The organism is Huaxiibacter chinensis (assembly GCF_022171985.1).
Classification (GTDB): domain Bacteria; phylum Pseudomonadota; class Gammaproteobacteria; order Enterobacterales; family Enterobacteriaceae; genus Enterobacter; species Enterobacter chinensis_A.
In genome coordinates this window covers 192,636-212,456 of sequence record NZ_JAJVHF010000003.1, presented here as the reverse complement: position 1 = coordinate 212,456, position 19,821 = coordinate 192,636, and the positions used below count along the sequence as shown (strand labels likewise).

General features: G+C 49.7%; 24 protein-coding genes. 5 read left to right on the top strand and 19 right to left on the bottom strand.

Annotated elements, in window-relative coordinates; genetic code table 11:
- Window positions 1–99 precede the first annotated feature (99 nt).
- Window positions 100–291: a YdfD/YebW family protein gene (locus tag LZP96_RS09900; protein WP_258925918.1), complete on the top strand. Its 192-nt coding sequence runs from the start codon at window positions 100–102 to the stop codon at window positions 289–291.
- Here LZP96_RS09900 and pphA read toward each other — a convergent pair whose 3' ends face one another.
- The gene (gene pphA, locus LZP96_RS09895) at window positions 292–936 is read right to left on the bottom strand and encodes a protein-serine/threonine phosphatase (protein ID WP_258925917.1); all 645 of its coding nucleotides are present in this window, start codon (window positions 934–936) and stop codon (window positions 292–294) included.
- A 169-nt stretch (window positions 937–1,105) separates the two neighbouring features.
- Here pphA and LZP96_RS09890 point away from each other — a divergent pair, with 169 nt between their 5' ends.
- Entirely contained in the window at window positions 1,106–2,047 is a 942-nt protein-coding gene (locus LZP96_RS09890) for a VirK/YbjX family protein (RefSeq protein WP_258925916.1), read from the top strand.
- A gap of 486 nt (window positions 2,048–2,533) precedes the next feature.
- Here the strand turns inward: LZP96_RS09890 and LZP96_RS09885 are convergent, their stop codons facing one another.
- A complete protein-coding gene (locus LZP96_RS09885) occupies window positions 2,534–2,851 on the bottom strand; it encodes a hypothetical protein (RefSeq protein WP_258925915.1) in 318 nt (105 codons plus the stop codon).
- Complete coding sequence (locus LZP96_RS09880; RefSeq protein WP_258925914.1) at window positions 2,851–3,090, bottom strand: hypothetical protein; 240 nt, start codon at window positions 3,088–3,090, stop codon at window positions 2,851–2,853. Before LZP96_RS09880 ends, LZP96_RS09885 begins: the two co-directional genes overlap by 1 nt.
- Before the next feature lie 491 nt (window positions 3,091–3,581).
- Here LZP96_RS09880 and LZP96_RS09875 point away from each other — a divergent pair, with 491 nt between their 5' ends.
- From LZP96_RS09875 to LZP96_RS09865, 3 genes are read left to right on the top strand one after another with little or no spacing between them, the layout of a single operon-like run.
- Window positions 3,582–3,944, top strand: a complete 363-nt coding sequence (locus LZP96_RS09875) for a GtrA family protein (protein ID WP_258925913.1) — start codon at window positions 3,582–3,584, stop codon at window positions 3,942–3,944.
- On the top strand, window positions 3,941–4,855 hold the full coding sequence (locus tag LZP96_RS09870) for a glycosyltransferase family 2 protein (RefSeq protein ID WP_258925912.1): 915 nt from the start codon (window positions 3,941–3,943) through the stop codon (window positions 4,853–4,855). The genes LZP96_RS09875 and LZP96_RS09870 overlap by 4 nt, the downstream gene beginning before the upstream one ends.
- Window positions 4,856–4,857: 2 nt before the next feature.
- The gene (locus LZP96_RS09865) at window positions 4,858–6,459 is read left to right on the top strand and encodes a DUF6311 domain-containing protein (protein ID WP_258925911.1); all 1,602 of its coding nucleotides are present in this window, start codon (window positions 4,858–4,860) and stop codon (window positions 6,457–6,459) included.
- Between the two features lie 57 nt (window positions 6,460–6,516).
- Here LZP96_RS09865 and LZP96_RS09860 read toward each other — a convergent pair whose 3' ends face one another.
- The 16 genes from LZP96_RS09860 to LZP96_RS09785 all read right to left on the bottom strand — a co-directional run bounded on the left by LZP96_RS09860 (window position 6,517) and on the right by LZP96_RS09785 (window position 19,821).
- On the bottom strand, window positions 6,517–8,505 hold the full coding sequence (locus LZP96_RS09860; RefSeq protein ID WP_258925910.1) for an SGNH/GDSL hydrolase family protein: 1,989 nt from the start codon (window positions 8,503–8,505) through the stop codon (window positions 6,517–6,519).
- Between the two features lie 57 nt (window positions 8,506–8,562).
- Window positions 8,563–11,049, bottom strand: coding sequence for a host specificity factor TipJ family phage tail protein (locus tag LZP96_RS09855; RefSeq protein WP_258925909.1), 2,487 nt, complete (start codon window positions 11,047–11,049; stop codon window positions 8,563–8,565).
- Window positions 10,991–11,428 carry a peptidoglycan endopeptidase gene (locus LZP96_RS09850; RefSeq protein WP_258925908.1) on the bottom strand — a complete coding sequence of 146 codons (438 nt, stop codon included), beginning with the start codon at window positions 11,426–11,428 and terminating at the stop codon, window positions 10,991–10,993. Before LZP96_RS09850 ends, LZP96_RS09855 begins: the two co-directional genes overlap by 59 nt.
- Window positions 11,421–11,891, bottom strand: coding sequence for a hypothetical protein (locus LZP96_RS09845; protein WP_258925907.1), 471 nt, complete (start codon window positions 11,889–11,891; stop codon window positions 11,421–11,423). The genes LZP96_RS09850 and LZP96_RS09845 overlap by 8 nt, the downstream gene beginning before the upstream one ends.
- Window positions 11,891–12,385, bottom strand: a complete 495-nt coding sequence (locus LZP96_RS09840; RefSeq protein ID WP_258925906.1) for a hypothetical protein — start codon at window positions 12,383–12,385, stop codon at window positions 11,891–11,893. Before LZP96_RS09840 ends, LZP96_RS09845 begins: the two co-directional genes overlap by 1 nt.
- Window positions 12,386–12,425: 40 nt before the next feature.
- Window positions 12,426–12,653 carry a hypothetical protein gene (locus tag LZP96_RS09835; RefSeq protein ID WP_258925904.1) on the bottom strand — a complete coding sequence of 76 codons (228 nt, stop codon included), beginning with the start codon at window positions 12,651–12,653 and terminating at the stop codon, window positions 12,426–12,428.
- Complete coding sequence (locus LZP96_RS09830) at window positions 12,653–14,926, bottom strand: tape measure protein (protein ID WP_258926032.1); 2,274 nt, start codon at window positions 14,924–14,926, stop codon at window positions 12,653–12,655. Before LZP96_RS09830 ends, LZP96_RS09835 begins: the two co-directional genes overlap by 1 nt.
- An 840-nt stretch (window positions 14,927–15,766) precedes the next feature.
- The gene (locus LZP96_RS09825) at window positions 15,767–16,438 is read right to left on the bottom strand and encodes a DUF6246 family protein (RefSeq protein WP_258925902.1); all 672 of its coding nucleotides are present in this window, start codon (window positions 16,436–16,438) and stop codon (window positions 15,767–15,769) included.
- 57 nt (window positions 16,439–16,495) lie between these two features.
- Entirely contained in the window at window positions 16,496–17,239 is a 744-nt protein-coding gene (locus LZP96_RS09820) for a phage tail tube protein (protein ID WP_258925901.1), read from the bottom strand.
- 62 nt (window positions 17,240–17,301) lie between these two features.
- On the bottom strand, window positions 17,302–17,685 hold the full coding sequence (locus LZP96_RS09815) for a phage tail termination protein (RefSeq protein WP_258925900.1): 384 nt from the start codon (window positions 17,683–17,685) through the stop codon (window positions 17,302–17,304).
- Window positions 17,682–18,146, bottom strand: a complete 465-nt coding sequence (locus tag LZP96_RS09810; protein WP_258925899.1) for an HK97 gp10 family phage protein — start codon at window positions 18,144–18,146, stop codon at window positions 17,682–17,684. The genes LZP96_RS09815 and LZP96_RS09810 overlap by 4 nt, the downstream gene beginning before the upstream one ends.
- Before the next feature lie 57 nt (window positions 18,147–18,203).
- Window positions 18,204–18,419, bottom strand: a complete 216-nt coding sequence (locus LZP96_RS09805; protein WP_258925898.1) for a hypothetical protein — start codon at window positions 18,417–18,419, stop codon at window positions 18,204–18,206.
- A gap of 94 nt (window positions 18,420–18,513) precedes the next feature.
- Window positions 18,514–18,864, bottom strand: a complete 351-nt coding sequence (locus LZP96_RS09800; protein WP_258925897.1) for a hypothetical protein — start codon at window positions 18,862–18,864, stop codon at window positions 18,514–18,516.
- A complete protein-coding gene (locus LZP96_RS09795; protein WP_006820518.1) occupies window positions 18,864–19,037 on the bottom strand; it encodes a hypothetical protein in 174 nt (57 codons plus the stop codon). Before LZP96_RS09795 ends, LZP96_RS09800 begins: the two co-directional genes overlap by 1 nt.
- A complete protein-coding gene (locus tag LZP96_RS09790) occupies window positions 19,037–19,417 on the bottom strand; it encodes a DUF7370 family protein (protein ID WP_258925896.1) in 381 nt (126 codons plus the stop codon). Before LZP96_RS09790 ends, LZP96_RS09795 begins: the two co-directional genes overlap by 1 nt.
- Window positions 19,418–19,419: 2 nt before the next feature.
- Window positions 19,420–19,821, bottom strand: coding sequence for a hypothetical protein (locus LZP96_RS09785; protein ID WP_258925895.1), 402 nt, complete (start codon window positions 19,819–19,821; stop codon window positions 19,420–19,422).

The following is a 19,821-nucleotide window of genomic DNA, read 5'->3' as shown; positions in this document are numbered from 1 at the left end:
AAAGAACCCGCCCGAAGGCGGGTTATTTATAGCAGATCGTTTCCCCCGCCGTTAATCCTCTCCTACACTAACCCTATGGAAGTCAGAACTGAGGATGCGATGTTCGCCCTGGTACTTTTTATTTGCTATCTGGATGGGGGTTGTGACGACATCGTGATTGACGTCTACAACACGGAGCAACAGTGTGTTGTTTCAATGAATGAACAGCGTATCCGACATGGAGGCTGCTATCCCATTGAGGATTTTGTCGATGGATTCTGGACGCCTGCGCAGGAGTACAGCGATTTTTAACTACTGCAGTTGTGCCAGGGTGAGTACGCCGCCAAACACTGCGCCGGTATCGATATAATGCAGATTGCCAAAATCATAGCGCTTATCCACCGGGGTATGGCCAAACCAGAAGTGATCGGCACCTGAAATCCCCTCGCCTTTGCCGCACATAAACGTGGTGAGACGATGCCTCTCCCATAAAACCTGCTGCTTATTCACCGATTTATCCCACGCGTAATGGTCGGAGGGATAATCCGCGTGCGCCACCACGTTCCTGCCGTTGTCACACGTTATTTCAATAATATGCGGTAAAGCAGAGGTTTCTTTTAGTAATTCCATGGCGAGTAATTTCTGCGGATGAGAAAGCGATGAAAACCATATTCCACCGTTAAGCGTCCACAGTGAAAAATCATTTTTGCTTATCGCATCCAGAGCCATTTGCTCATGATTACCCCGCACGGCGTAAAACCAATTTTCGCGCATTAATTCTAAACATTTAATGCTATCCGGCCCGCGATCGATCAGGTCGCCCACGGAAATAAGGAGATCCTGTGCGGGAATAAAATTCCGGCGCGCCAGTTCATCCATAAGCCATTGATAACAGCCATAAATATCACCTACTATCCAGATATGCCGCCAGTTCCTGCCGTCGAGTTTCTGATACATAAGCCCTCCCGTTATCAGTATAGCTGGCCGGTTTATTTAAACGATCAGCCAGGCTGTGGCGCAAACTTCAATCATCATTAAACGAAGCCGAAATAAAGATGTAGCCGCACTTAAATTCATGGAATGAGGGACCTAAAATAGCGCCATAACGTATAAAGAGGTCTCCATCGTGACGAACACCACCCTGCAAATCGATGTGCCTGACGCACAGCCCGTCAATATTATTTCCGCGCTGACGAATGGGCAGCTCGTTCCAGGCCCAATCTGGAATAAGCGTGAATACCGCTTAAAATTCTTTCTTCGTTCACTGATTTTCTGGTCTTCCACCAGACGCATGCTCAGTGCGCTGTCCCGTCGGGCCGATTTCGGCAAGCTCTTGTCCGCACAGGTGACGTTACCCAGCAAGACGCATCGCCAGTATCTTAGCCGCGGCTTAACGCCCGGTCAGCGCGCCGATGCGATCATTCATCACTATGAGTGGCTCGATACGTTACCCGATACCGAACTCCGTCATGCGCTGACGCAGCCGACGGCCCAGCCTGTTTTTCAGTTTACGGCAAAAGAAGACGCCCGTTATTCCGTTTCCGTCTCCTCGGCCAGCAAAGCCGAACGTGAAGGTGAATGTACGTTATGGCTGCGTGACGAAGAGGACACCCTGCTGGCAAGCCTGACCTTTAGCGTGGTCAATGAAGACGGACATCCTGCTCTGGTCATAGGCGGTCTGCAAGGGCCACGCCGAAACGTCACCCGTGACGCGATTAAAAAAGCGACCCGCGCCTGCCACGGTCTTTTTCCAAAACGCGTGCTGATGGAAGTGGTGTTCCAGCTTGCGGCGAAAAGCGGCATTCACTCTCTTTACGGAGTCAGCGATGAGGGCCACATCTTCCGCGCCCTGCGCTACCGGCTGAGTAAAGGTCGACACTTCCATGCCAGCTATGATGAATTTTGGGCCTCCCTCGACGGCGAAAAGACCTCTGCCTTCCGTTGGGCGCTCCCGCTGTGCATGGAGCGAAAATCCCTTGAAGAGATTGCCAGCAAAAAACGCGCCGAATACCGCCGCCGCTTTGCGCTGCTGGACGAGATCGCCGGGTCAGTGGGATCGCGCTTTTAATCGTCCTGATAGCGAATAAAGCCTGCACACTAAAATTTAACAAAATCGCCAAAAAGCGCTGGACTTCCGCCTGCGGGGTTGTGGTATGGTTAAAAGCGCAGCACAGGACGCGCTGGCTGATGCAGAAAGCGATAAACCAAAAAGTTTACTTTCATGCAGATAAAAAGAGACCGAATACGATTCCTGTTTCCGTTTCATCCAGCGCTTTTTGTTTATATTCAATAGTTTAACACCAAAAAACCCATTAAATATGGGTTGCAATACTTATCATTGCATCCATTCAAGATCAGACCCTTACCAATGTTTTCGAGTGAGCGACGAGTAATCTTCGTGAACGCCTCGCTTCGATACGCCTTTCAAACTTTGCGTAGCTCCTTCCAGTTTCGCAATGCCTCGCTTTACGCCAAAACTTCACATCTGCATAATCGCCATCGATCCGTTTGTATGACTTAAACAGCGCGCGCTATTTTTTTCTATGAGGAATGCTCAAAACGGACAGCCATCATCCAACGCCCTGTTGATGAAGAATGTCACTTTCCCGAGAACCTCGACATCTGCGAGTACATCCCCTTCTATCGCTTCACCATCATCGGTGATGAGCGCCCCACCCATCAATTTTGCAAACTGCGTGTGCCCGTCACTCAATATGAGAAATACATCGCCGGGGAGTTTCTTGCTGGCAGGCTCAATAACAGCAAATCCCAAATCAGTTTCAAGCACCCGGCTTTCATCCCCGATGTTGCAGATAACCTCAGGTGACAAGGAGCGCTCGATATAGTCCATGGCCGGAGAAGGAAACCCCATCAGTGAACCCTCCCCATGTTGCGAAGAATCCAGTAACGGTTCTCGCCCTGACCGTCTGTCTTGTCGGCGAAGTCCGGCTGGTATCGCTCAATCCAGGCATTTGCGTCTGCACGGCTAAAGTGCCAGTTAAGATCACGCAGCTTCATAACGAAGCTGTCTGTGTCAAGGTAGCGGTAGCCCTTCGGGTTTTGCTGTATTGCCGCAGCAAAGGCTGCATTGATATCTGATGTGCGTGGCATGATGCCCCCAATATAACTGTACATACATACAGTATATTCATAGGGCAATGTTGATCAACTTCAATTACCAGCTTTTGCGCGTTGCTTGTAAGAATCATACTGTTATTATTACTTATTATTTTTCTAGGAGTTATCTCATGGTTGTGACATGGCTTGTGCGAGTAGCCGCTTTGATATCACTGATAGGCTTTATCTTTCAATGGCCTGACAAAGAAATGTCAACAAGGCTTATGGAGGTGGTAATGATCGCCATTTGGGCGCAGATGGAATATTCTGCATACAAAATAAAGCGAAACGAATAAATAATGTGCACTTATTAACTGAGATAAGAACTATTGTAAAAACATTAAACGATAATGTTGAAATAGTTTCTTTTCTTCAGATCTAATCGCTTGCATTGACCATAGATACATCCTGCCTAAGTGTTAGGGTCGATCAGATGCCAATCGAGTGCTAAACTTCACGCCTTTCTCAGAAAGCTGATTTCTACCATGTTAAAGCTATTCGCCAAGTACACATCAATCGGCATTATCAACACACTCATTCACTGGGTGGTGTTTGCTGTCTGCGTCTATATTTTCCAAACAAACCAGGCGCTGGCGAACTTTTCTGGGTTCGTTGTTGCTGTATCATTTAGCTTCTTTGCAAATGCCCGCTTCACCTTTAACTCTTCAACCACGACGATGCGCTACATGCTGTATGTTGGGTTCATGGGTACTCTGAGCGCTGCCGTTGGCTGGGAGGCTGACCGTGTGTCAATGCCTCCAGTCTTTACCCTTATTCTTTTCTCCGCGATCAGCCTAGTCTGCGGTTTCTTTTATTCAAAATATATCGTCTTCAGGGATAAGAAATGAAAATCTCTCTGGTCGTACCGGTCTTCAATGAAGAAGACGCAATTCCAATTTTTTATAAAACCGTCCGCGAATTCGAAGCATTAAAAGAGCACGTCATCGAAATCGTGTTTATCAATGACGGAAGTAAGGATTCAACCGAGTCGATAATTAACGCACTTGCCGTAGCTGACCCGCTTGTGATTCCACTCTCTTTCACACGCAACTTTGGGAAGGAGCCAGCGTTATTTGCAGGGCTTGATCGCGCGACAGGTGATGCAGTTATTCCAATCGATGTAGATCTCCAGGACCCTATTGAGGTCATCCCACATCTTATTGAGAAGTGGCAAGCTGGGGCGGATATGGTTTTGGCGAAGCGGACTGACCGATCTACTGATAGTCGTTTAAAGCGTAAATCAGCCGAGTGGTTCTATAAGCTGCACAACAAGATAAGCAATCCACAGATAGAAGAGAATGTTGGTGACTTCCGCCTGATGTCCCGTGAGGTCGTCGAAAACATCAAACTTATGCCTGAACGCAACCTGTTCATGAAAGGCGTTTTGAGCTGGGTTGGAGGTCATACTGATGTCGTGGATTATGCCCGGGCAGAACGAATCGCGGGTGACTCGAAGTTTAACGGCTGGAAACTTTGGAACCTTGCTCTTGAGGGGATCACCAGCTTCTCCACATTCCCTCTAAGAATGTGGACTTATATTGGTTTGCTGGTAGCTGGTGCAGCGTTCCTATATGGGTCATGGATGATTATAGATACCCTTGCCTTTGGAAATGCAGTTAGAGGTTATCCGTCCCTCCTCGTTTCCATCCTGTTCTTAGGTGGGATCCAGCTTATTGGCGTTGGCGTCCTTGGTGAATATATTGGAAGAATATATGTTGAAGTCAAAGCAAGACCTCGCTACATATTAAGGAAGAAATAGTCATGACCACGACAAATAAACGGATTTTTGCATCATTATTTATGTTCATATTCACAACATTAATATTTGCGATGTATGTTGGTGTGAATGTTCTGGACTTCAAAAGAGTAGGATGGCTTATGATAGGAGATCCAGGTCAGAGCTGGTCTGGATGGAATTTTTTCCGAAACACTCCTTTGTTGCAGTGGCCTCTTGGTCTCAATTACAACTATGGGATGGGCGTGGGTGGGTCAATAGTCTACACAGACTCCATTCCCATTATGGCGTTTATATTTAAGCCTTTTAGTGACATTCTTCCCGCAAGATTTCAGTATCATGGGCTTTGGATGTATCTTTGCTTTTTGCTTATGACTTTTTCAGCATATCTTCTTCTTATTAAATCAACCAAGAACGAGATATTTTCTGCTGTTGGCTCATGCTTCTTTTGCATCGCCCCCATTTTTCTAAACCGCGCCGGCGGTCACTTCGCATTAGGCGCTCAATGGCTAATTTTATTTGGATTTTATTTATACATTCATAAGTCATTTTGCTTCAAGCGTTGGGCCTTACTTTTAGTTCTCGCTACAACAATTCACGCATATCTCCTCATAATGGTGTATGCGATATTTTCTTTTGACGTTTTAAATAAGCTGCTATCAAAGAAGATATCTTTAAAGAGAGCTTGTGTGTTTTTTGCAACTTACTCTTTAATGATATTTTTCGCAATGCAAGCAACCGGATACTTTGTTATAAAAGGCTCTGACCCATACCCTGGCTTCGGGTTCCTTAACATGGATCTTGCTGGCTGGTTCAATCCAGGAGACCAACGATACTCTCACCTTCTTTTAAGCCATGGAAGTCAACAGGCTAACTTTGAGGGCATAAACTATCTAGGTATAGGCATCATTACGCTATTATTGTTTATGCTGGTTGACTCCTCTATGCGCAAAGTGGTCGATTTAAAGATAATCATAAAGTCTCCAGTATTTTACTTCTGCTTAGTTTTGGCTGCCGTTTCTGTAACATATCGTATAAACTTCTATGGTTTTAATCTCATTGAAATTCCGATGACTGATTTTATCCTAAAAATTGGCGGTATTTTCCGGTCTTCAGGAAGGTTCTTCTGGCCGGTAACAATGATAATGATGATGATTGTTTTGATTTACTTAACAAAAAGGTCAAAAAGAGCTACCTATGTATTGATTCCTATTCTTTTAGTATCTGTTGCTGATGAAAGTAACTTTTTCAAAGCTGTACGAGATATATATTCAGGAAAGCCATACAGTTCTCAGATGCTGAGTAAAGAGTGGGAGGTAATATCAAAAGGAAAGGATACCATCATTACTACTGATTACGATGAGTTCAGCCTAAATCATTGGCTGCCCTTTGCAGAATTCGCTTCGTCTGAAAAGATGAAACTTAATTTCGGTTACTTTGCTCGAGCTGACAAAGAAGCGATTAATAATAATAAAAGATACATAGATGAAATTAAAGAAACTGGAAATTTAAGAAATAATGAGATTTATGTCGCCACAAATGAGGACTGGCTTAAAAAGCCAATATCCATCTATGGCGACAAGCTAAAGATTAAAAAAATTGACGGTTTTATTGTCGCATATTTGTAACATATGACGGCCGCTTATGCGGCCTTTCAATGGGCTGAATTACATGACCATAACATATTAGGATCTAATTACAGTGAACGATTGGCCTTTTGTATCAAGCTTAAGTTTTGACAAATCAACAGTTAGACTTAGAGTTGTCTGTAATGTGCCAACCGTTACTATCACACTCTTCGATGTAATACCGAAAGATGTGTAATATGTTCCAGCGGTTACTGACGTACTCATATTTACTCCAGATAACTCCACCCCATTTGCCCAGTAAGCAGCTCTGAGAGTGCTACCAGACAGAGTGACAACAATGACTTTATTGTTTGGCAATGTCGAGCTTAGGTCTTTAAGCGAAACTTCTGTTCCTGTTGCCCATGACTGAACGATCGCAATGGTATCTCCATTAAGTACATAGTCACTTGGAGGATAGTTTCCACCCATATCCGTTACGGAAGTAAAGCTCGGACCAAGTACGGTTAGTCCCGAATACGTTGCCCCTGTCCCAACTGACGCTCCAGAAGATACCAGGACACCAACCACACATAAGCCAGCAAATATATTTCCTGATATTTTTGTGATCCCATCCCAGTCTAAAAATGAAGTAGACCCTGTAGTTTTTCTTGGCTCATAGTTGGCAAGAACAGATGTAGCATTGATGAAGTAGTTATGTATACCTGAGGATGGCCAATACAGTTCATTAACACCAAGATATTTAAATCCTTGGTCAAGAATTACTGCGTGATTTATCCCCGTTTGTGTTGATTCTTTTTCCCAAATGAATGTTTCTCCACAGCGTGCCGCATGATCTTCTATTCTAGAATTTGTTGAGTTTGTATAGAAACTACTGCTGTTAATTCCGGCGGTATCGCCTGAAGATCGTAGCGTATGTGCATTGACCAAAGGTATGGCTAGATTGTAACCATATTGCCTATATGCAGCCGCACTAAGATGAACGCCATCTGGAATGACTACCAATGGCTGGTATACATTGAATGATCTTGACATGTAATAGAAATTGTCAACCAAATCAACCGCCATGTCTTTGGCAACGCTTCTAATGGTTTCTACAAAGTATCTAAATCTCTTCCCGTTTGTAGGGGTTCCTGTTAGTACGTTTAACTGTGGGTTTGGAGTTACGAGCACTGGCGTGGCGTTATTCTGTCTTGATTGCTTAACAAAGGTAATGAGATCTTTTCTGTATTGTAGAATGTCTTTACCAGTTTGGTTATCGTTGATGCCATGGTTACAGTAAACGATATCACATGGCGATTCGGTAAGTCTTTGCTCATAGGTCTTCCCATCCGGGTTATCCGTCCCTCTAATCATGTCATAAAGAGTTGTTCCTGGTAGGGCGTAGTTTGAGGTGATTGGTGTGGCAGATGTTCCAAATAGTGCAACCAATGCTTCCTTGCACATTTTTGGTGGGTTATTAACGCTTTGTGTTAATGATGGTGGCTCGGAGCCATACATTGTTGAATCGCCAAAGAACTTAATATTTTTAATCACTCCTGCAACCATGTCTTTCCCATGCGTCGCTGCAGTTTTACCAGAGTAAAAAATCGATTCTTCTACATCATCGACACGATCAGCAAGGGCATTTAAGTCAGTTTGCTTTGCGGCCCCGTTCACCAGATTCACCCCACCGGGAGCGGCTAATGCGGCTCTCAGTGAAGCATCACCCACTCCAATCCATACTCCCGGGCCAATTCCGCCTGTAGAAGCTGGTGTTGAGTTTTCAGGCACAACCTTCCCACCAGAGGCAAATGAACCGGTCCATTTGTAATATTCGCCGTCAGCAGTGTTCAACAAAACTTCGTTAGGATTATTGATGGTGGCGCCGGTTGTGAATGTCTTGCCGGTCAGGATCACGTAACCGTACGCAGCCATTGCCTGCTGAGACAGATAGTTGATGCCCTCAATGGTGTAGTGTTTCTGCCCAAAGCGATCGGTGTATGTCCAGCCCATCGATGTGACGAATTCGTCAATTTTCCCCGCGTTAAATTTCAGGTCGCGAGGTGACTCACTTGGAACAGGAAGGTTTGTTGGTTGCGTAGCCATATTGATTCCATAAAAAAACCCGGCGCAGTGGCCGGGTTGTGGTGATCGGGATGGGTCTCATTGGTAAATCAGATCGCTGTACTCAGCGAGGGTTAAAGCGGTGCTGCCTTTTCCGTCTGGCTGCTTGCCTGTGATAGTCCACTGTCCGTAATCCAGTTCTTCGGAGGTTGCTATCACGTACCGCGAAGGCGACTGAACATCAAGCCCGTCATACAGATTGAGCTCGATATTCGGTACAGCGGCTGTGAAGCCGAACTGAGTATCAGCTCGAGGCGATGCGGGATATCTGGCTGTTGTTGCGCCCAGATAGTCTGTTATCTGCACAAACATTTGACCTGAGAAGTTGATGCGCTCACTGGTTTCAAAGTCGTTCCCGTTCCTGGCAACGATATACCCCGCCTGCTGATTGGTGTCGTAAGTGTCCGGCACTTGAACCATATCGCCAATGTTTACCCACTCGCCGTCTGCCATTGCAGTGACAGACATAGTCATGCGCGAATATATGAGGCGCCTACATTCGCGTAATGCCCTTTCGTTGGCCTGAAACCTGTTCCTGATATACAGCAGCTCAAATTTCTTAGCCTTCGCTGGCGCCCCCTCTACAATGCTATTACCTGACACCCTGTAGCGAACAAAGTCCTGTTTATTCGTATCAGGGTTACGGAACTGCACTTCGACACCGTCATACCCGCCGGGCAGCGTCATATCGAAAGAGAGGGAATATCCGTCTGGCTTTGTATTGGACCGGTTGAATATCGTTGCAGCTGACGTTTTACGACTATCCCTGGTAAAAGAAAGCACACCGTTATCGTCATATACCGACACGCTTGCAGCGTCACAGATACTCTCCATTCTCGAACCGAGCGAAACATCTTCATCATCAAAGGTGTAATCGAAATAGCCCAGCCTCGGGTCAATCGCGTCGATTTCAGCCTGAATCTGATACAAGCCGTAAATATCAATGCTCGATTCCGGCTGCTCACCGACCATTAACCAGTTATGAATGGCTATATCGGCAAACTTTCGTGACGGGCGGATCGTGTAATCAACCTGCTGAGTAGTCATGTTGTAGCTGATGACATGCCGGGTGATCAGCGCGTTATATTTGCGGTCACGTGAGCCGGTGGCATTCTCCGTGGCCCTGACCTTGACCATAACCAGCGTATCGTCAGGATGGACGACGTTGTTCCGCACGTTAACCGCATGAATTTCTTCAACCTGAAGTTTGCTGGCGTCGCTGCTGTTATCGGTGCGCTGGAATGATATTGCGTATCGCCCATATCCGCCCGTCGGCGTAATTTTATCCGTTCGATAAAACGTCTCCGACGTGTGGTCGTGTGGCGTTGTCTGCTTATAGGTGAAAGTCTGTTCGGTACCGGGTATCTGGGCATTGTCATCGTCGACTTTCCAGATCGTCACCTTCCAGTTCGTCTCACTGTCGCCACCAAGCCCGGATTGCGTATGCAGCCACAACTGACTCGACGGCAGTGGGGAGAAGAACGGACCCACGATAAGGGCTGCGTTGTCATTCAGGATGAATTTGGTGGTGTTGATTGTTGCGCTCTCGATCGGGATGTTTGGTCCGTTGAGGCGGTCGAACGTGAATGTGTAATAGTAAACCGGGTTAACTACTGCACCGTTATTTGTCTCTGCAAAGCTGATGAGGTTTGCGGACAGAGTTATGTCCTCTGTCTTCGTGCCGCCCCCAGCAACGGGATATGACACGTTGATCGTAAAGGTTACCGGGTGCGGAAATGCAAGGTCGGCAAAGTAATCAAACGAAGCCTGCTTGACTATCTTCATGGCTATCTGACCGCCAGCATAAACACCGCTGACGACAGTATTTGCAGTTGCGGTCTCAATCGGGAAGTCGCCGCTCTCATTAAGGCCGGGAACCTCCTGACCATCGACGTCATCAAACTGATAGCCTTCGAATACCTGCGGTATAACAGCGCCGGGGTTGTAGATGGTATACGTCGCGCCGGCCATCGACCCGAGGTTGGTTTCAGAGAATCTCACCGAGGAAATGTCATAACGGCCAAGACCGAAGCTCATCAGCTCTGTGATGTATTTCAGGTTGCTATCGTACTCAAAAAGCGACTCTTGCGTCAGGTCCGGATAAGCTCTGATCTGGCCGAAGTTATCAGGCTTTGCTTCACCGTTGCGCGCGATGTTTGTCTGGCCCTTGAGGCTGTTGTTAGGTGACGTCTTACTGCTGCCACTTGCGGCGCTTGCGTTGGGCTTAGGCATAAGCCCTGAGAGGACTTTTTGCGTGAACTTGATTGGGTTGAGATGCTCGAGCGGGTTCAGGATAGTGCCTATCAGGCCGCCGCTTTTAGGCTGATCAAAGATGATGACGCGGTCATTTTCCTGAAGTGTGAAAGCGAGCTCGTCATCTGCCGCCAGTTCATTGCCATTTACGTTGATGCGGATATCGCGATGAAAGCTTTCCTGCATTAGCCAGTCATAAAACACCGTCCCTGCTTCAACTACCGCCCTGTCCTTCGGCATCCCCGGGACGCGCTGAATTTCGATTACCGGCATACTGGTAAAACTCCACTCTGGTGAATAACTTCTGAATTGTCCGTATAGCGTCAGGCCTGACGTGCCCGTTTTCCCCGCGACTGTGGAGCGCCCGTCCGTCAATAATCAGGCCAACGTGAACCGGCTTGCTGCCAATCCAGGCGACAAAGATCCCGTCTTCGGTAAACGTGTCGACACGATGCCAGAACACAACATCAGAGTCATAACACGTCATGAACTCGCGGCCGGCTTCGTAATCGGCAGTCTGATGAATCTCAATGCCCAAAACGTGTCGGTAATAAAGCACCACCACTGCCCAGCAATCCATCGCGTCAAAGGTACAGGCGCGGTTCTTCCATGGCTTACCGATGACAACCTGGAGAAAATCATCTTTAAGCATTCTGGAGCCCCGGATATTCTTCGACGGTGTAAAGCCGTCCAACGTTACGATTCAGAGGGTTAATCTTCGTCAGGCTACATGTCACGTCCTGATCATCCATAGAGCAGTCACTGACATAGAGCGTCCATGTTTTCTGCGGCGTTGCTGTGTCTGCTGCGTCGAACCGCTGATACGTCGCCGATATTGGCGTGATGCGGGCGAAGGCCTTCCACAATTTCAGCTTCTGTTTAAAGTCCTGCGCCAGTCGGCTGAACTTCACTGAGCTGTCCAGTATTGGCGTATTGCTTTGCTGGCTTTCAGTAAGCTCCATGCGGCACGGCGTGTAGACCTGGCCGCCGAGCGTTTTCGGGAATATCTGGTTGTTCACCAGACGCACATATCCGAACGTCTCGTTGTAGAAAGTGATCGTCTCGTACAATATCCGGTTCGGTCTCTGGCTCTGAAATTCTCTAAGTGTGGGCATTACGGAACCCTCGGTAGTGATTCCGGATCTCGTCCGTCCGGGTAACCGGTGACGATGATATCGAGCCATGAGCCCCACGGTGGCGGAAGCTCGACGATAATGTCGTCAAACTCATCATCCGAGTTAACCAGTTCCCGAGCGATAACATCACCACTCCAGGTGAATATTGAACCGCTCTGTGACCACGTCGGCCATGACAGGAAGTGCAACTCCTGCACTTCCAGCCCTGTGTCACCTGTTCCGGTACCGAGCGGCATCGTGAACCACTGATTGCAGTTGTCCAGATAGTTCGGACTCCGCAACCATTGCATGAAGGCCCGATGCTGATCCCGGGTAAATATCCACGTCAGATTGAAAGTTGTCTTCAGGTCATCGGTGAGCTTCTGGAAAATGGGAGCGCCTACTGCGGGCTGATCTGTACGAAAGCCAGTGTCAGTTGTCGGGGTCTTCGCCTTCTGTGCCAGAGGGAGCCAGTCTGGATAAGGGATGGGCATTAAATATCTCCAGGTAATAAAAAACCCGCCGGAGCGGGTTTCATACTACTTCTGTTGGGCCTTTGGGTTTATCGTAAATATTGACGTTAATAGCCTCTATATCGCCAGCGCTGGTCACCTTAAACTCGATGCCTCCAGGAAGTTCAACTTCAATTACTGAACCGCTGGCTGTAATAACCTTATAGGTTACCGGCCTGTTATGAATTAATACCGTTTCTTTACCCAGCGGCAGTTCTATCTTTCCTTTCTCACCCGGACCTATTTCCATTATTCTCTCGCCTTTCTTGGTGCCTGAAGATTTCTGGTTATTGACTGACTCATCTGCCCTCCCCGATCCATATCCATAATAAAGGCCTGGACAGTTAAGGCGTTACCATTTTGCGTAGCTTGCGCATCAAAAGAATGCGTACCCGAAGAATAGTCATTGAATTGGATGGATACCTGAATTTGACCACCACCAGAACCTATATCTTTGTTGCTGATCACCTTACCATTGTCGCCGGGGATCATGTATTGCTTGCCGGTACTGGCCTGATAGATTTCAGGCATGCCGCCCTCACCCACCTGGTACATCGAGCCTGCTGATACCGGTCCGCCGTTCTTACGCTTGCCTGCAATCCCGCCAGCCATCGCCATCGCTGCTATCAGGGCCGCAATACCGATCGCCGCCGCGCCGCCGAAAGAACCGATTGAGGCTACGGCCGCCGCTGGCGTCCATACCGCCATCGTTGTTGTGGCCGCCGCTGTGCTTGCCGCAGTGGTTGTCGCTAAGCCTGCGGTTTGCGCCGCAGTGGTTGTCGCAATCGCAGACGTTTGGGCCGCAGCACCCATCACTGCGGATTTAACCCACTCAATGCCCATTTGAACGAACGTATTGATGACGTTGTTCAGAACGGTGCTACCGATGGATTGCAGAGCTTCAGAAGCTGACATGCTGCCAGTAATGATCCCGGTCAGAGCATTGGATGCGTTGTTGCCAAAAGCCTCAAACGCAGCTGATGCGGCCTGAGTGGCGGCATTTTGCTGCGACCACTCTTGCCACATAGCAGCATTACGCTGTTCACGGTATTGCTGCTCGATTGAAGCGCGCGCCGCTTCTGCCTCAGCAACTTTTTGCGGGTAAAGCTGGGCATACAAATTAAGATCGGCCATATCCTGCTGATACTGGCTATCAATACCGGCCGTCTTGTTTGCTCGACCCTGAATGGAGCTAAACTTATTGGCCGCATCAGTTCGCTGCTTCTCAGCCTTAGCCTGCTCACGCAACGCATTTGCGCTATCCCATGCTTTGGCGGCGTACTGCCCGGCCAGCGCAAACTGGTCCTGAGTTGCGTCCTTGCCGAGTGATTGCTGCGCGTTGAGGATTGACTGTGCCCTGGATAGTTCGCCAACGCTATTGGCTGCCAGTTCAGATTTCTGCTTCAGTTCGTCAAGTTTGGAATTAACCGACTCCTGAGCCTTAGCGTATTGCTCTGCTTCTTTCTGCGCGGCAGACTTTCCGCCTTTCGCTTTACTTCCAGTAGCGGAGCCGGTGGTTTTGATCTCGATCGGCTTTGTGTTGGCCGCGTTCTGAGATGCCTTGGAAACAGCAGCCAAGTCGCCAACCAGCATCGCGGCCTTATTGCTTAGTCCGGCAAGCGCTTTGTTTTGAGCCTCCCAACCATCAAGCCCAAGCCATGACCAGGTACGCGCCCGGCGGTTAAACATATCTGCAGTACTGTTCAGATCAGAGATCTGGGCATCTGCGGAAATAGCTTTACCTGCCAGTCGATCTAACGCTGCAGTTAGCGAGTCAATTACCGTTACCATTCCTGAGCTTGCGCCAGTCGCCTGGTTAACGGAGTCAATCATCGAAAGGAATGAGTTGGTCAGTGCGTTATTGGCTTGAGCCAGAGTACGAGGAAGTTTTTCAAACTCTGCATTTACTGAGCCGGTTTGTTTCTGGATGGCGTTCAGTGCGTCTTCAGCAGTCAGTTTCCCGTCCAGCATAAGCTGGCGAAGCTCTCCAACACTTACGCCCATCCCCGCGGCAATCTGACGCGCCAGCTCAGGCATTTGTTCAAGGATGGAATTGAATTCCTCAGCCCGGATAGTACCCGAGGATATCGACTGGCCGAACTGACGAAGAGCATTAGCCATTTCCTCGGTTGAAGATCCGCCGATGCGCCCGATTTTCTGAAGTGTCTCGGTGAGCTGAATTATCTGCCCGTTAGTCGCTCCAGTGTCACGCAGAGCTGTACTGAGGGTTTCCCACAGTTTCGCTGTGTCCTGCAATGAGCCACCCGTTGCCGAGCTTATGCGCATCAAGCCCTGCATCGTCTGGGTTGCTGTTGCTGCGCTGCCGGTTAACCTCTCTATCCTGGCCTGCATTTGAGACATGGCGTCAGCCGCTTCAAGGAAGCGCTTACCATAATCAACTATTTGAGACACAGCGATCGCGGAAGCTATTGCAGACAGCCCTGTCTTTAACCCGACTGAAGATTTTGCTGTCTGATTTTGCGCTTGCTTGAGGTCGTATAATTTCCCGGCAAGCTCGCCAATTTCTTTCCTTTGAGCCGCAGTAGCAGATGAACCAGCCTGGAGTCTGGCCGATAGCATTGCTGCACTTCTCGCTCCATTCTTCTGCTCTTCATTGAGAACAGCTATCTGCTGGGTAAGGCCTGAAGAAATGGAGCGCAATCTTGCAGCGTCATTGGCCTGCTGCGCCGCCTGCTTTGCTGCTTCAGACGATGCTTTAGCTGATGCATTTTGTGCAGATTTTAGGTCATAGAGCTGGCCGGCAAGCTGAGAAATGCGCGCCTTTTGCTCGTCAGTTGCCCCATTTCCCGCTTTCATTTGGGCAGACAGAATGGCGGCGCTGCGAGATCCCTCAATCATCTCAGCATTAAGGACGGACAACTCACCCTCTAAGGACGTGATCGCCGATTCTGAAGCTCTGAAAGCAGCGGCACTATCACTATTCGCCTTGGCTGCATCGATCGCAGCCTGCTTTACGTCAAAGAGCTTTACCGCAAGGTTCCCAATCTCCCTGCTCTGCGCCTCTGACGCATCACCTGACGCTGCAATCTGAGCCGCCAGGGCTGCGGAACTGCGGGCACCATTTTTATTTGCCTCTTCAAGAACGGCTATTTCATTTCCAAGCCGCTCCATAATTTTGGCTGCATTGCTCGCATCATCCGCAGCCCTTGCGATCGACTTTCCAGATTTATCAGCAGATTTTTCAAGCCCGGAAAAGTTATCGGCGGCTTTACCTGCGCCATCACCCATCCCGTCAAGTGACTCAATGGCTTGTCGGCCAGCCTGAAGTAAAGGTTCTATATCAGCGCTTACTGTATAGACGATGCTACCGGCATCTTTCTCACCTGCCATGTCATTCTCCGGTTATTGCTTTGCTTTTGCCCTGCGTGCGGCCTGTTTAGCCAGGTAATCGTCCGCGAGGTTGTCGTACTCTTCGCGAGTAAAGCCTTTCTGGTCAGGGTATTTCGCCGCCAGCAGCATCTGAAATTCGGTCATCGTTAACTGCGATGCTTCGTCGCGGCTCATGCCGAAATGGCTACGTGCCGCGCTGATGTAGTCGAAGGCTTTGAATTCGTTCGTTCTCGCGCCCGTTTCGTGGCGCTGCAACTGGCGAACCTTGGCCTTTCCGACGACGCCGTGCTGCATGAGGTGCTGCGCCAGCACGATGATGTCGTTCTTCGGCATCTGTCCGGGTCGGTATACAACGCAATGTCTCCAAGCCTTCCACTCGCCGATCATGGGCGTGAGATCGTCTTCGCAGCACGCCTGTAGCACCAGCATGCTCGTCGATAACAGCTTCTCAGCAGTCCGGTTGAATGATGGCGATAGCCAGGAAGGAAAACGCCCCAGCACGCCAGCACACACTTCAATGAGCTGAGCAACGTCATTCCCATGAATGGTGGCGTACATCTGCACAATCTCTTCCGGAGCGCCTATCCTCGTCATAGCCTCGAATGAAGGCCGGAGCAGGTAGTCTTTCCCGCCTTCGCGGCTATCGCTGATAGAGAGTTCGCCAATATCGGTTAAAGCGGTCATAGGCCTTCCAGTAAACGTTCATTATCAAGGGCAGCACGCCGCCCTTTGGAATGTCCGTTAGGTAACGGTAACCGTATGCACGGCCACAAAGTTGCCGTCTTCGGTATTGATGATGATCTGCGCGCTGCCGGTGGCTACGCGGTTCACCGTGACGGTGGTGCCGGTAGCGCTGGCAGTGGCTTTGGTTGAGTCGGTTGACGCAACGGTGAAGTCCTTGTTAGATGCGCCGGCTGGAGCGATATTCACCGTGAAGGTGCTGGTACCGCCAACTGCACCAGTGCTGGTTGCCGGGGTCACCGTTACGCCGTTCACCGCCACTGCCGTCACTTCGTTGACTTCGATGGTGCTAGCATCTCCGACTTTGAACTCGGTGGAGAACGTGACGATGTCGTTGGTACCACCATTAGAGCTCAGCGTCGTGATGTTCATGTAGCCGATGAATTCTACCGGGCCGTAATCCATGCGCACCCAGATTCCAGGCTGGCGCTTGGCCTTCAGCTCGTCAGCGAAATACTTGATGAACTTGCCGACACCGTACTGATCCAGTTTGTCCTTCTTGCGGACTTCACCTTCAAAGCTCAGGGTGAAATCACTGTTGGTGATGATGGTCTCGACATAACCGCCGCCGTCATCCGCATCAGAGGTAACCGAGTTCGGGTTAAAGTCGAAGCCTTTCGACGTACCAGCGGCCAGCGCCATCCACTCAGATTCAAGTGGTTTGACGTCCGGGCAGCCATCGGCGACTTCCAGCACGACCGCACCGCCGAACAGGCGCTCGTTCGAGTTCTGGCAATTAGCCATGTGAAACTCCTCTTTGACTTATAAAAGAAAACCCGCCGAAGCGGGTTATTTGGTTGGGATGGCTATTCGCCGTATGTGCAGGCGAACTGGAGTCGGAAGACTATTCGCCCCTCTTCTGTGAGCACCGGCGCGGGGATTGAGCCCATGTTCTGGATGTAGCCGACACACTCGTCAGCCATGGGATTGGCCTGGACGTAATCGACGATTCGCTGCACGGCGCTGAGCGCGTCTTTGCGCTTATCTTTCGCGCCTACGATGTCGACGAGGACGTGGTACTCAGAACCGAGGTCAGTACGGATATTCGATCCGCCGTTTGGCCTGAACACCATGATCGCCTTCGACAGGTCGCCCGGGTCGTCGTACATCAGCTGCTGCACCGTGAAACCGGTAGTTAGCCCAGCGTCGCCGAACATGTTGCGCACCCTCTCATGCATCATGGGTGTCATAGTGAAAGCTCCTTAAGCATCACTGCGTCAAGGTTTTTGCGCTCGTCATTCGCGCCTTTAGTCAGGAATTGCGGCTCACCATGCGGATCCCAGTAGTTGCCCTTTCCAGTTCCGCCGCCGAACTCTTTCGGTTTCTGCGGGCCAAACTCAGAGCGGTTGCTGGTCACGCCGAAGTGCGCGCGCGGCTGGCCTTTAAGCTTGCCTGACGCCTCATGCACGTACGCAGCATAGTTGGCTGAGTAGCCGATGCGCCCAGTAATGAAGACACCGCCAGCATCAATTTCACGGAACTGGCTGTTAATCAGCGTGGAAGTGTCGATCGGGGTGTAATAGGCTGCCCGGGTGCCGATAAGCATCATCGCCGACTGCAGCGCGCGGATTACCTTGCGGCCCTTAACTTCGTTGATGACATCGTTCAGGTGTTTCTTAGCCTGGCTGATGCCCTTCACTTTGATGCCCATGGCTTTCTCCAGGCGATAAAAAAGGCCGCAGGAGCGACCTTTTAGAGCCACGAAATTTTATAGACGATTGAATGCCGTAAAATATACGCTGCAATTATGCCGAGAGATTAACTCTTTGGTTTGCAAATCACCCATGACCTCTTCGGGGTCGCTAAAATCAATGGCTAGTATGTCTGCATCTTTAAAACATGCTTTCCCAGGGTAAACCCCTGAAAAACGTTGTATTACTTCACCTTCTTTGATTACTTCATAGGCGTAAAACCACTGCTGCATTCGAATAGTCCTTAGTTTGTTTTGGGTATCAACAGCAAACTTCTAGTACTGTCCACAGCCCTAATTCTATGAAAGTAATTTGCAGAAAGCATTGTCATACTCCTGTCATAATGGCGTAATCATCTGCCAGGCGCTCAAACGTATCGGCGTAGCGGATAACCTGCCGCACCTCGTCGGCACCGGCGACAACCGGATCGGCTTCGGTCGATATGCCAATCAGCAGGTAATCACCGGCTGCCGCCAGTGCAAACTCAGTCCAGACTGTGTTCTTCACGACGATTTCGGTGCCCAAGCTGGCTAACCTCTTGCTGAGCCCACCCTCGTAATCACAGAGGATTTGCTCAGGCTCGGCATAGCCCAGCGGATCGCCGTATTCGTCATTGCCCTCCAGCTTGCGCCAGATGGTCGCTGTCGCGGTATAGCTCCAGTTCGCTACCGATGACATCAGCCCTCCTTCCAGCGCAGCACCTTCGCGCCAGTCGCACGAATGCGCGGGCAGTTGATGAACCACTCACCGTCCGACTTCACGTAGCCGGTAGTCTCCCGCCCGGTGTCTGTCATCACCCAGACGCGGGTGAACGAGCGCGGAAGGCCGTGCTTAACTGATTTGTAGGTCATCAGCAGCCCCCGACCACATCGAAGAACCCGACACTGTTACCAGCGCTAATCGGCAACTCACCGGTGCAGCCGCTGGTATCGAGCCGGGCCAGCGAGTCGCGCAGCCAGGTGACGCCATCGTCGCCGTACTCAAATGAACGGGACGCGCCAGACGGCGCACCCTGTGATTTGATGCGGCGCGCACCGGACGACGTAGCCATGAGAGCGGCGGCGTACATCAGAATCAGCTTTGCGGAGCACTCGTCATACCCTGCGCCATCGAGACACGGGATAATCTTGTTCACCACGCAAAGAATCGGATCCAGCAGCGCGCCCGGGATGGAGTAACCCAATTCACCGAGGAACGCCTGCACGTCTGCCGCTGTGATTGGGTCAGCCATGGTTATTTCGCCTTCTTGGTTGCTTCCGCCAGTGCTGCTTCGGCTTCGTCAGCGCGTTTTGTTTCTGCGTCCAATTTAACTGCACTTTCCTGTTTCAACTGCTCAATCACCCCGGCATGCTCTTTATCCTTAGCCTCAATTTCAGATCTGGCATGTTCCAGTTGTACCAAAGCTTCGTTGAGTTTTGCCTGCAGATCGGATGCACCGGATGCAACAGGCGCAGACGGTGTCGCCACTTCGAAGACGAGCTTTTCACCCTTCTTCTCCGTAGATTTCTCAACCTTGCCCTGCTCAATCCACTTTTCAGCGATTGAGTCGTCGACGTCATAAACCTGTCCAGCCTCCAGCTTTTGAAGGCTGGCACCGGCAAAGAGGTTTGCTACCAATACCTTTACGAGTGCCAT

Bases quoted from the DNA above. Each gene is read 5' to 3' on its own strand.
- LZP96_RS09900 (WP_258925918.1), top strand. From the start codon at position 100: ATGTTCGCCCTGGTACTTTTTATTTGCTATCTGGATGGGGGTTGTGAC.
- pphA (WP_258925917.1), bottom strand. From the start codon at position 936: ATGTATCAGAAACTCGACGGCAGGAACTGGCGGCATATCTGGATAGTA.
- LZP96_RS09885 (WP_258925915.1), bottom strand. From the start codon at position 2,851: ATGGGGTTTCCTTCTCCGGCCATGGACTATATCGAGCGCTCCTTGTCA.
- LZP96_RS09880 (WP_258925914.1), bottom strand. From the start codon at position 3,090: ATGCCACGCACATCAGATATCAATGCAGCCTTTGCTGCGGCAATACAG.
- LZP96_RS09875 (WP_258925913.1), top strand. From the start codon at position 3,582: ATGTTAAAGCTATTCGCCAAGTACACATCAATCGGCATTATCAACACA.
- LZP96_RS09870 (WP_258925912.1), top strand. From the start codon at position 3,941: ATGAAAATCTCTCTGGTCGTACCGGTCTTCAATGAAGAAGACGCAATT.
- LZP96_RS09865 (WP_258925911.1), top strand. From the start codon at position 4,858: ATGACCACGACAAATAAACGGATTTTTGCATCATTATTTATGTTCATA.
- LZP96_RS09860 (WP_258925910.1), bottom strand. From the start codon at position 8,505: ATGGCTACGCAACCAACAAACCTTCCTGTTCCAAGTGAGTCACCTCGC.
- LZP96_RS09855 (WP_258925909.1), bottom strand. From the start codon at position 11,049: ATGCCGGTAATCGAAATTCAGCGCGTCCCGGGGATGCCGAAGGACAGG.
- LZP96_RS09850 (WP_258925908.1), bottom strand. From the start codon at position 11,428: ATGCTTAAAGATGATTTTCTCCAGGTTGTCATCGGTAAGCCATGGAAG.
- LZP96_RS09845 (WP_258925907.1), bottom strand. From the start codon at position 11,891: ATGCCCACACTTAGAGAATTTCAGAGCCAGAGACCGAACCGGATATTG.
- LZP96_RS09840 (WP_258925906.1), bottom strand. From the start codon at position 12,385: ATGCCCATCCCTTATCCAGACTGGCTCCCTCTGGCACAGAAGGCGAAG.
- LZP96_RS09835 (WP_258925904.1), bottom strand. From the start codon at position 12,653: ATGGAAATAGGTCCGGGTGAGAAAGGAAAGATAGAACTGCCGCTGGGT.
- LZP96_RS09825 (WP_258925902.1), bottom strand. From the start codon at position 16,438: ATGACCGCTTTAACCGATATTGGCGAACTCTCTATCAGCGATAGCCGC.
- LZP96_RS09820 (WP_258925901.1), bottom strand. From the start codon at position 17,239: ATGGCTAATTGCCAGAACTCGAACGAGCGCCTGTTCGGCGGTGCGGTC.
- LZP96_RS09815 (WP_258925900.1), bottom strand. From the start codon at position 17,685: ATGACACCCATGATGCATGAGAGGGTGCGCAACATGTTCGGCGACGCT.
- LZP96_RS09810 (WP_258925899.1), bottom strand. From the start codon at position 18,146: ATGGGCATCAAAGTGAAGGGCATCAGCCAGGCTAAGAAACACCTGAAC.
- LZP96_RS09805 (WP_258925898.1), bottom strand. From the start codon at position 18,419: ATGCAGCAGTGGTTTTACGCCTATGAAGTAATCAAAGAAGGTGAAGTA.
- LZP96_RS09800 (WP_258925897.1), bottom strand. From the start codon at position 18,864: ATGTCATCGGTAGCGAACTGGAGCTATACCGCGACAGCGACCATCTGG.
- LZP96_RS09795 (WP_006820518.1), bottom strand. From the start codon at position 19,037: ATGACCTACAAATCAGTTAAGCACGGCCTTCCGCGCTCGTTCACCCGC.
- LZP96_RS09790 (WP_258925896.1), bottom strand. From the start codon at position 19,417: ATGGCTGACCCAATCACAGCGGCAGACGTGCAGGCGTTCCTCGGTGAA.
- LZP96_RS09785 (WP_258925895.1), bottom strand. From the start codon at position 19,821: ATGGCACTCGTAAAGGTATTGGTAGCAAACCTCTTTGCCGGTGCCAGC.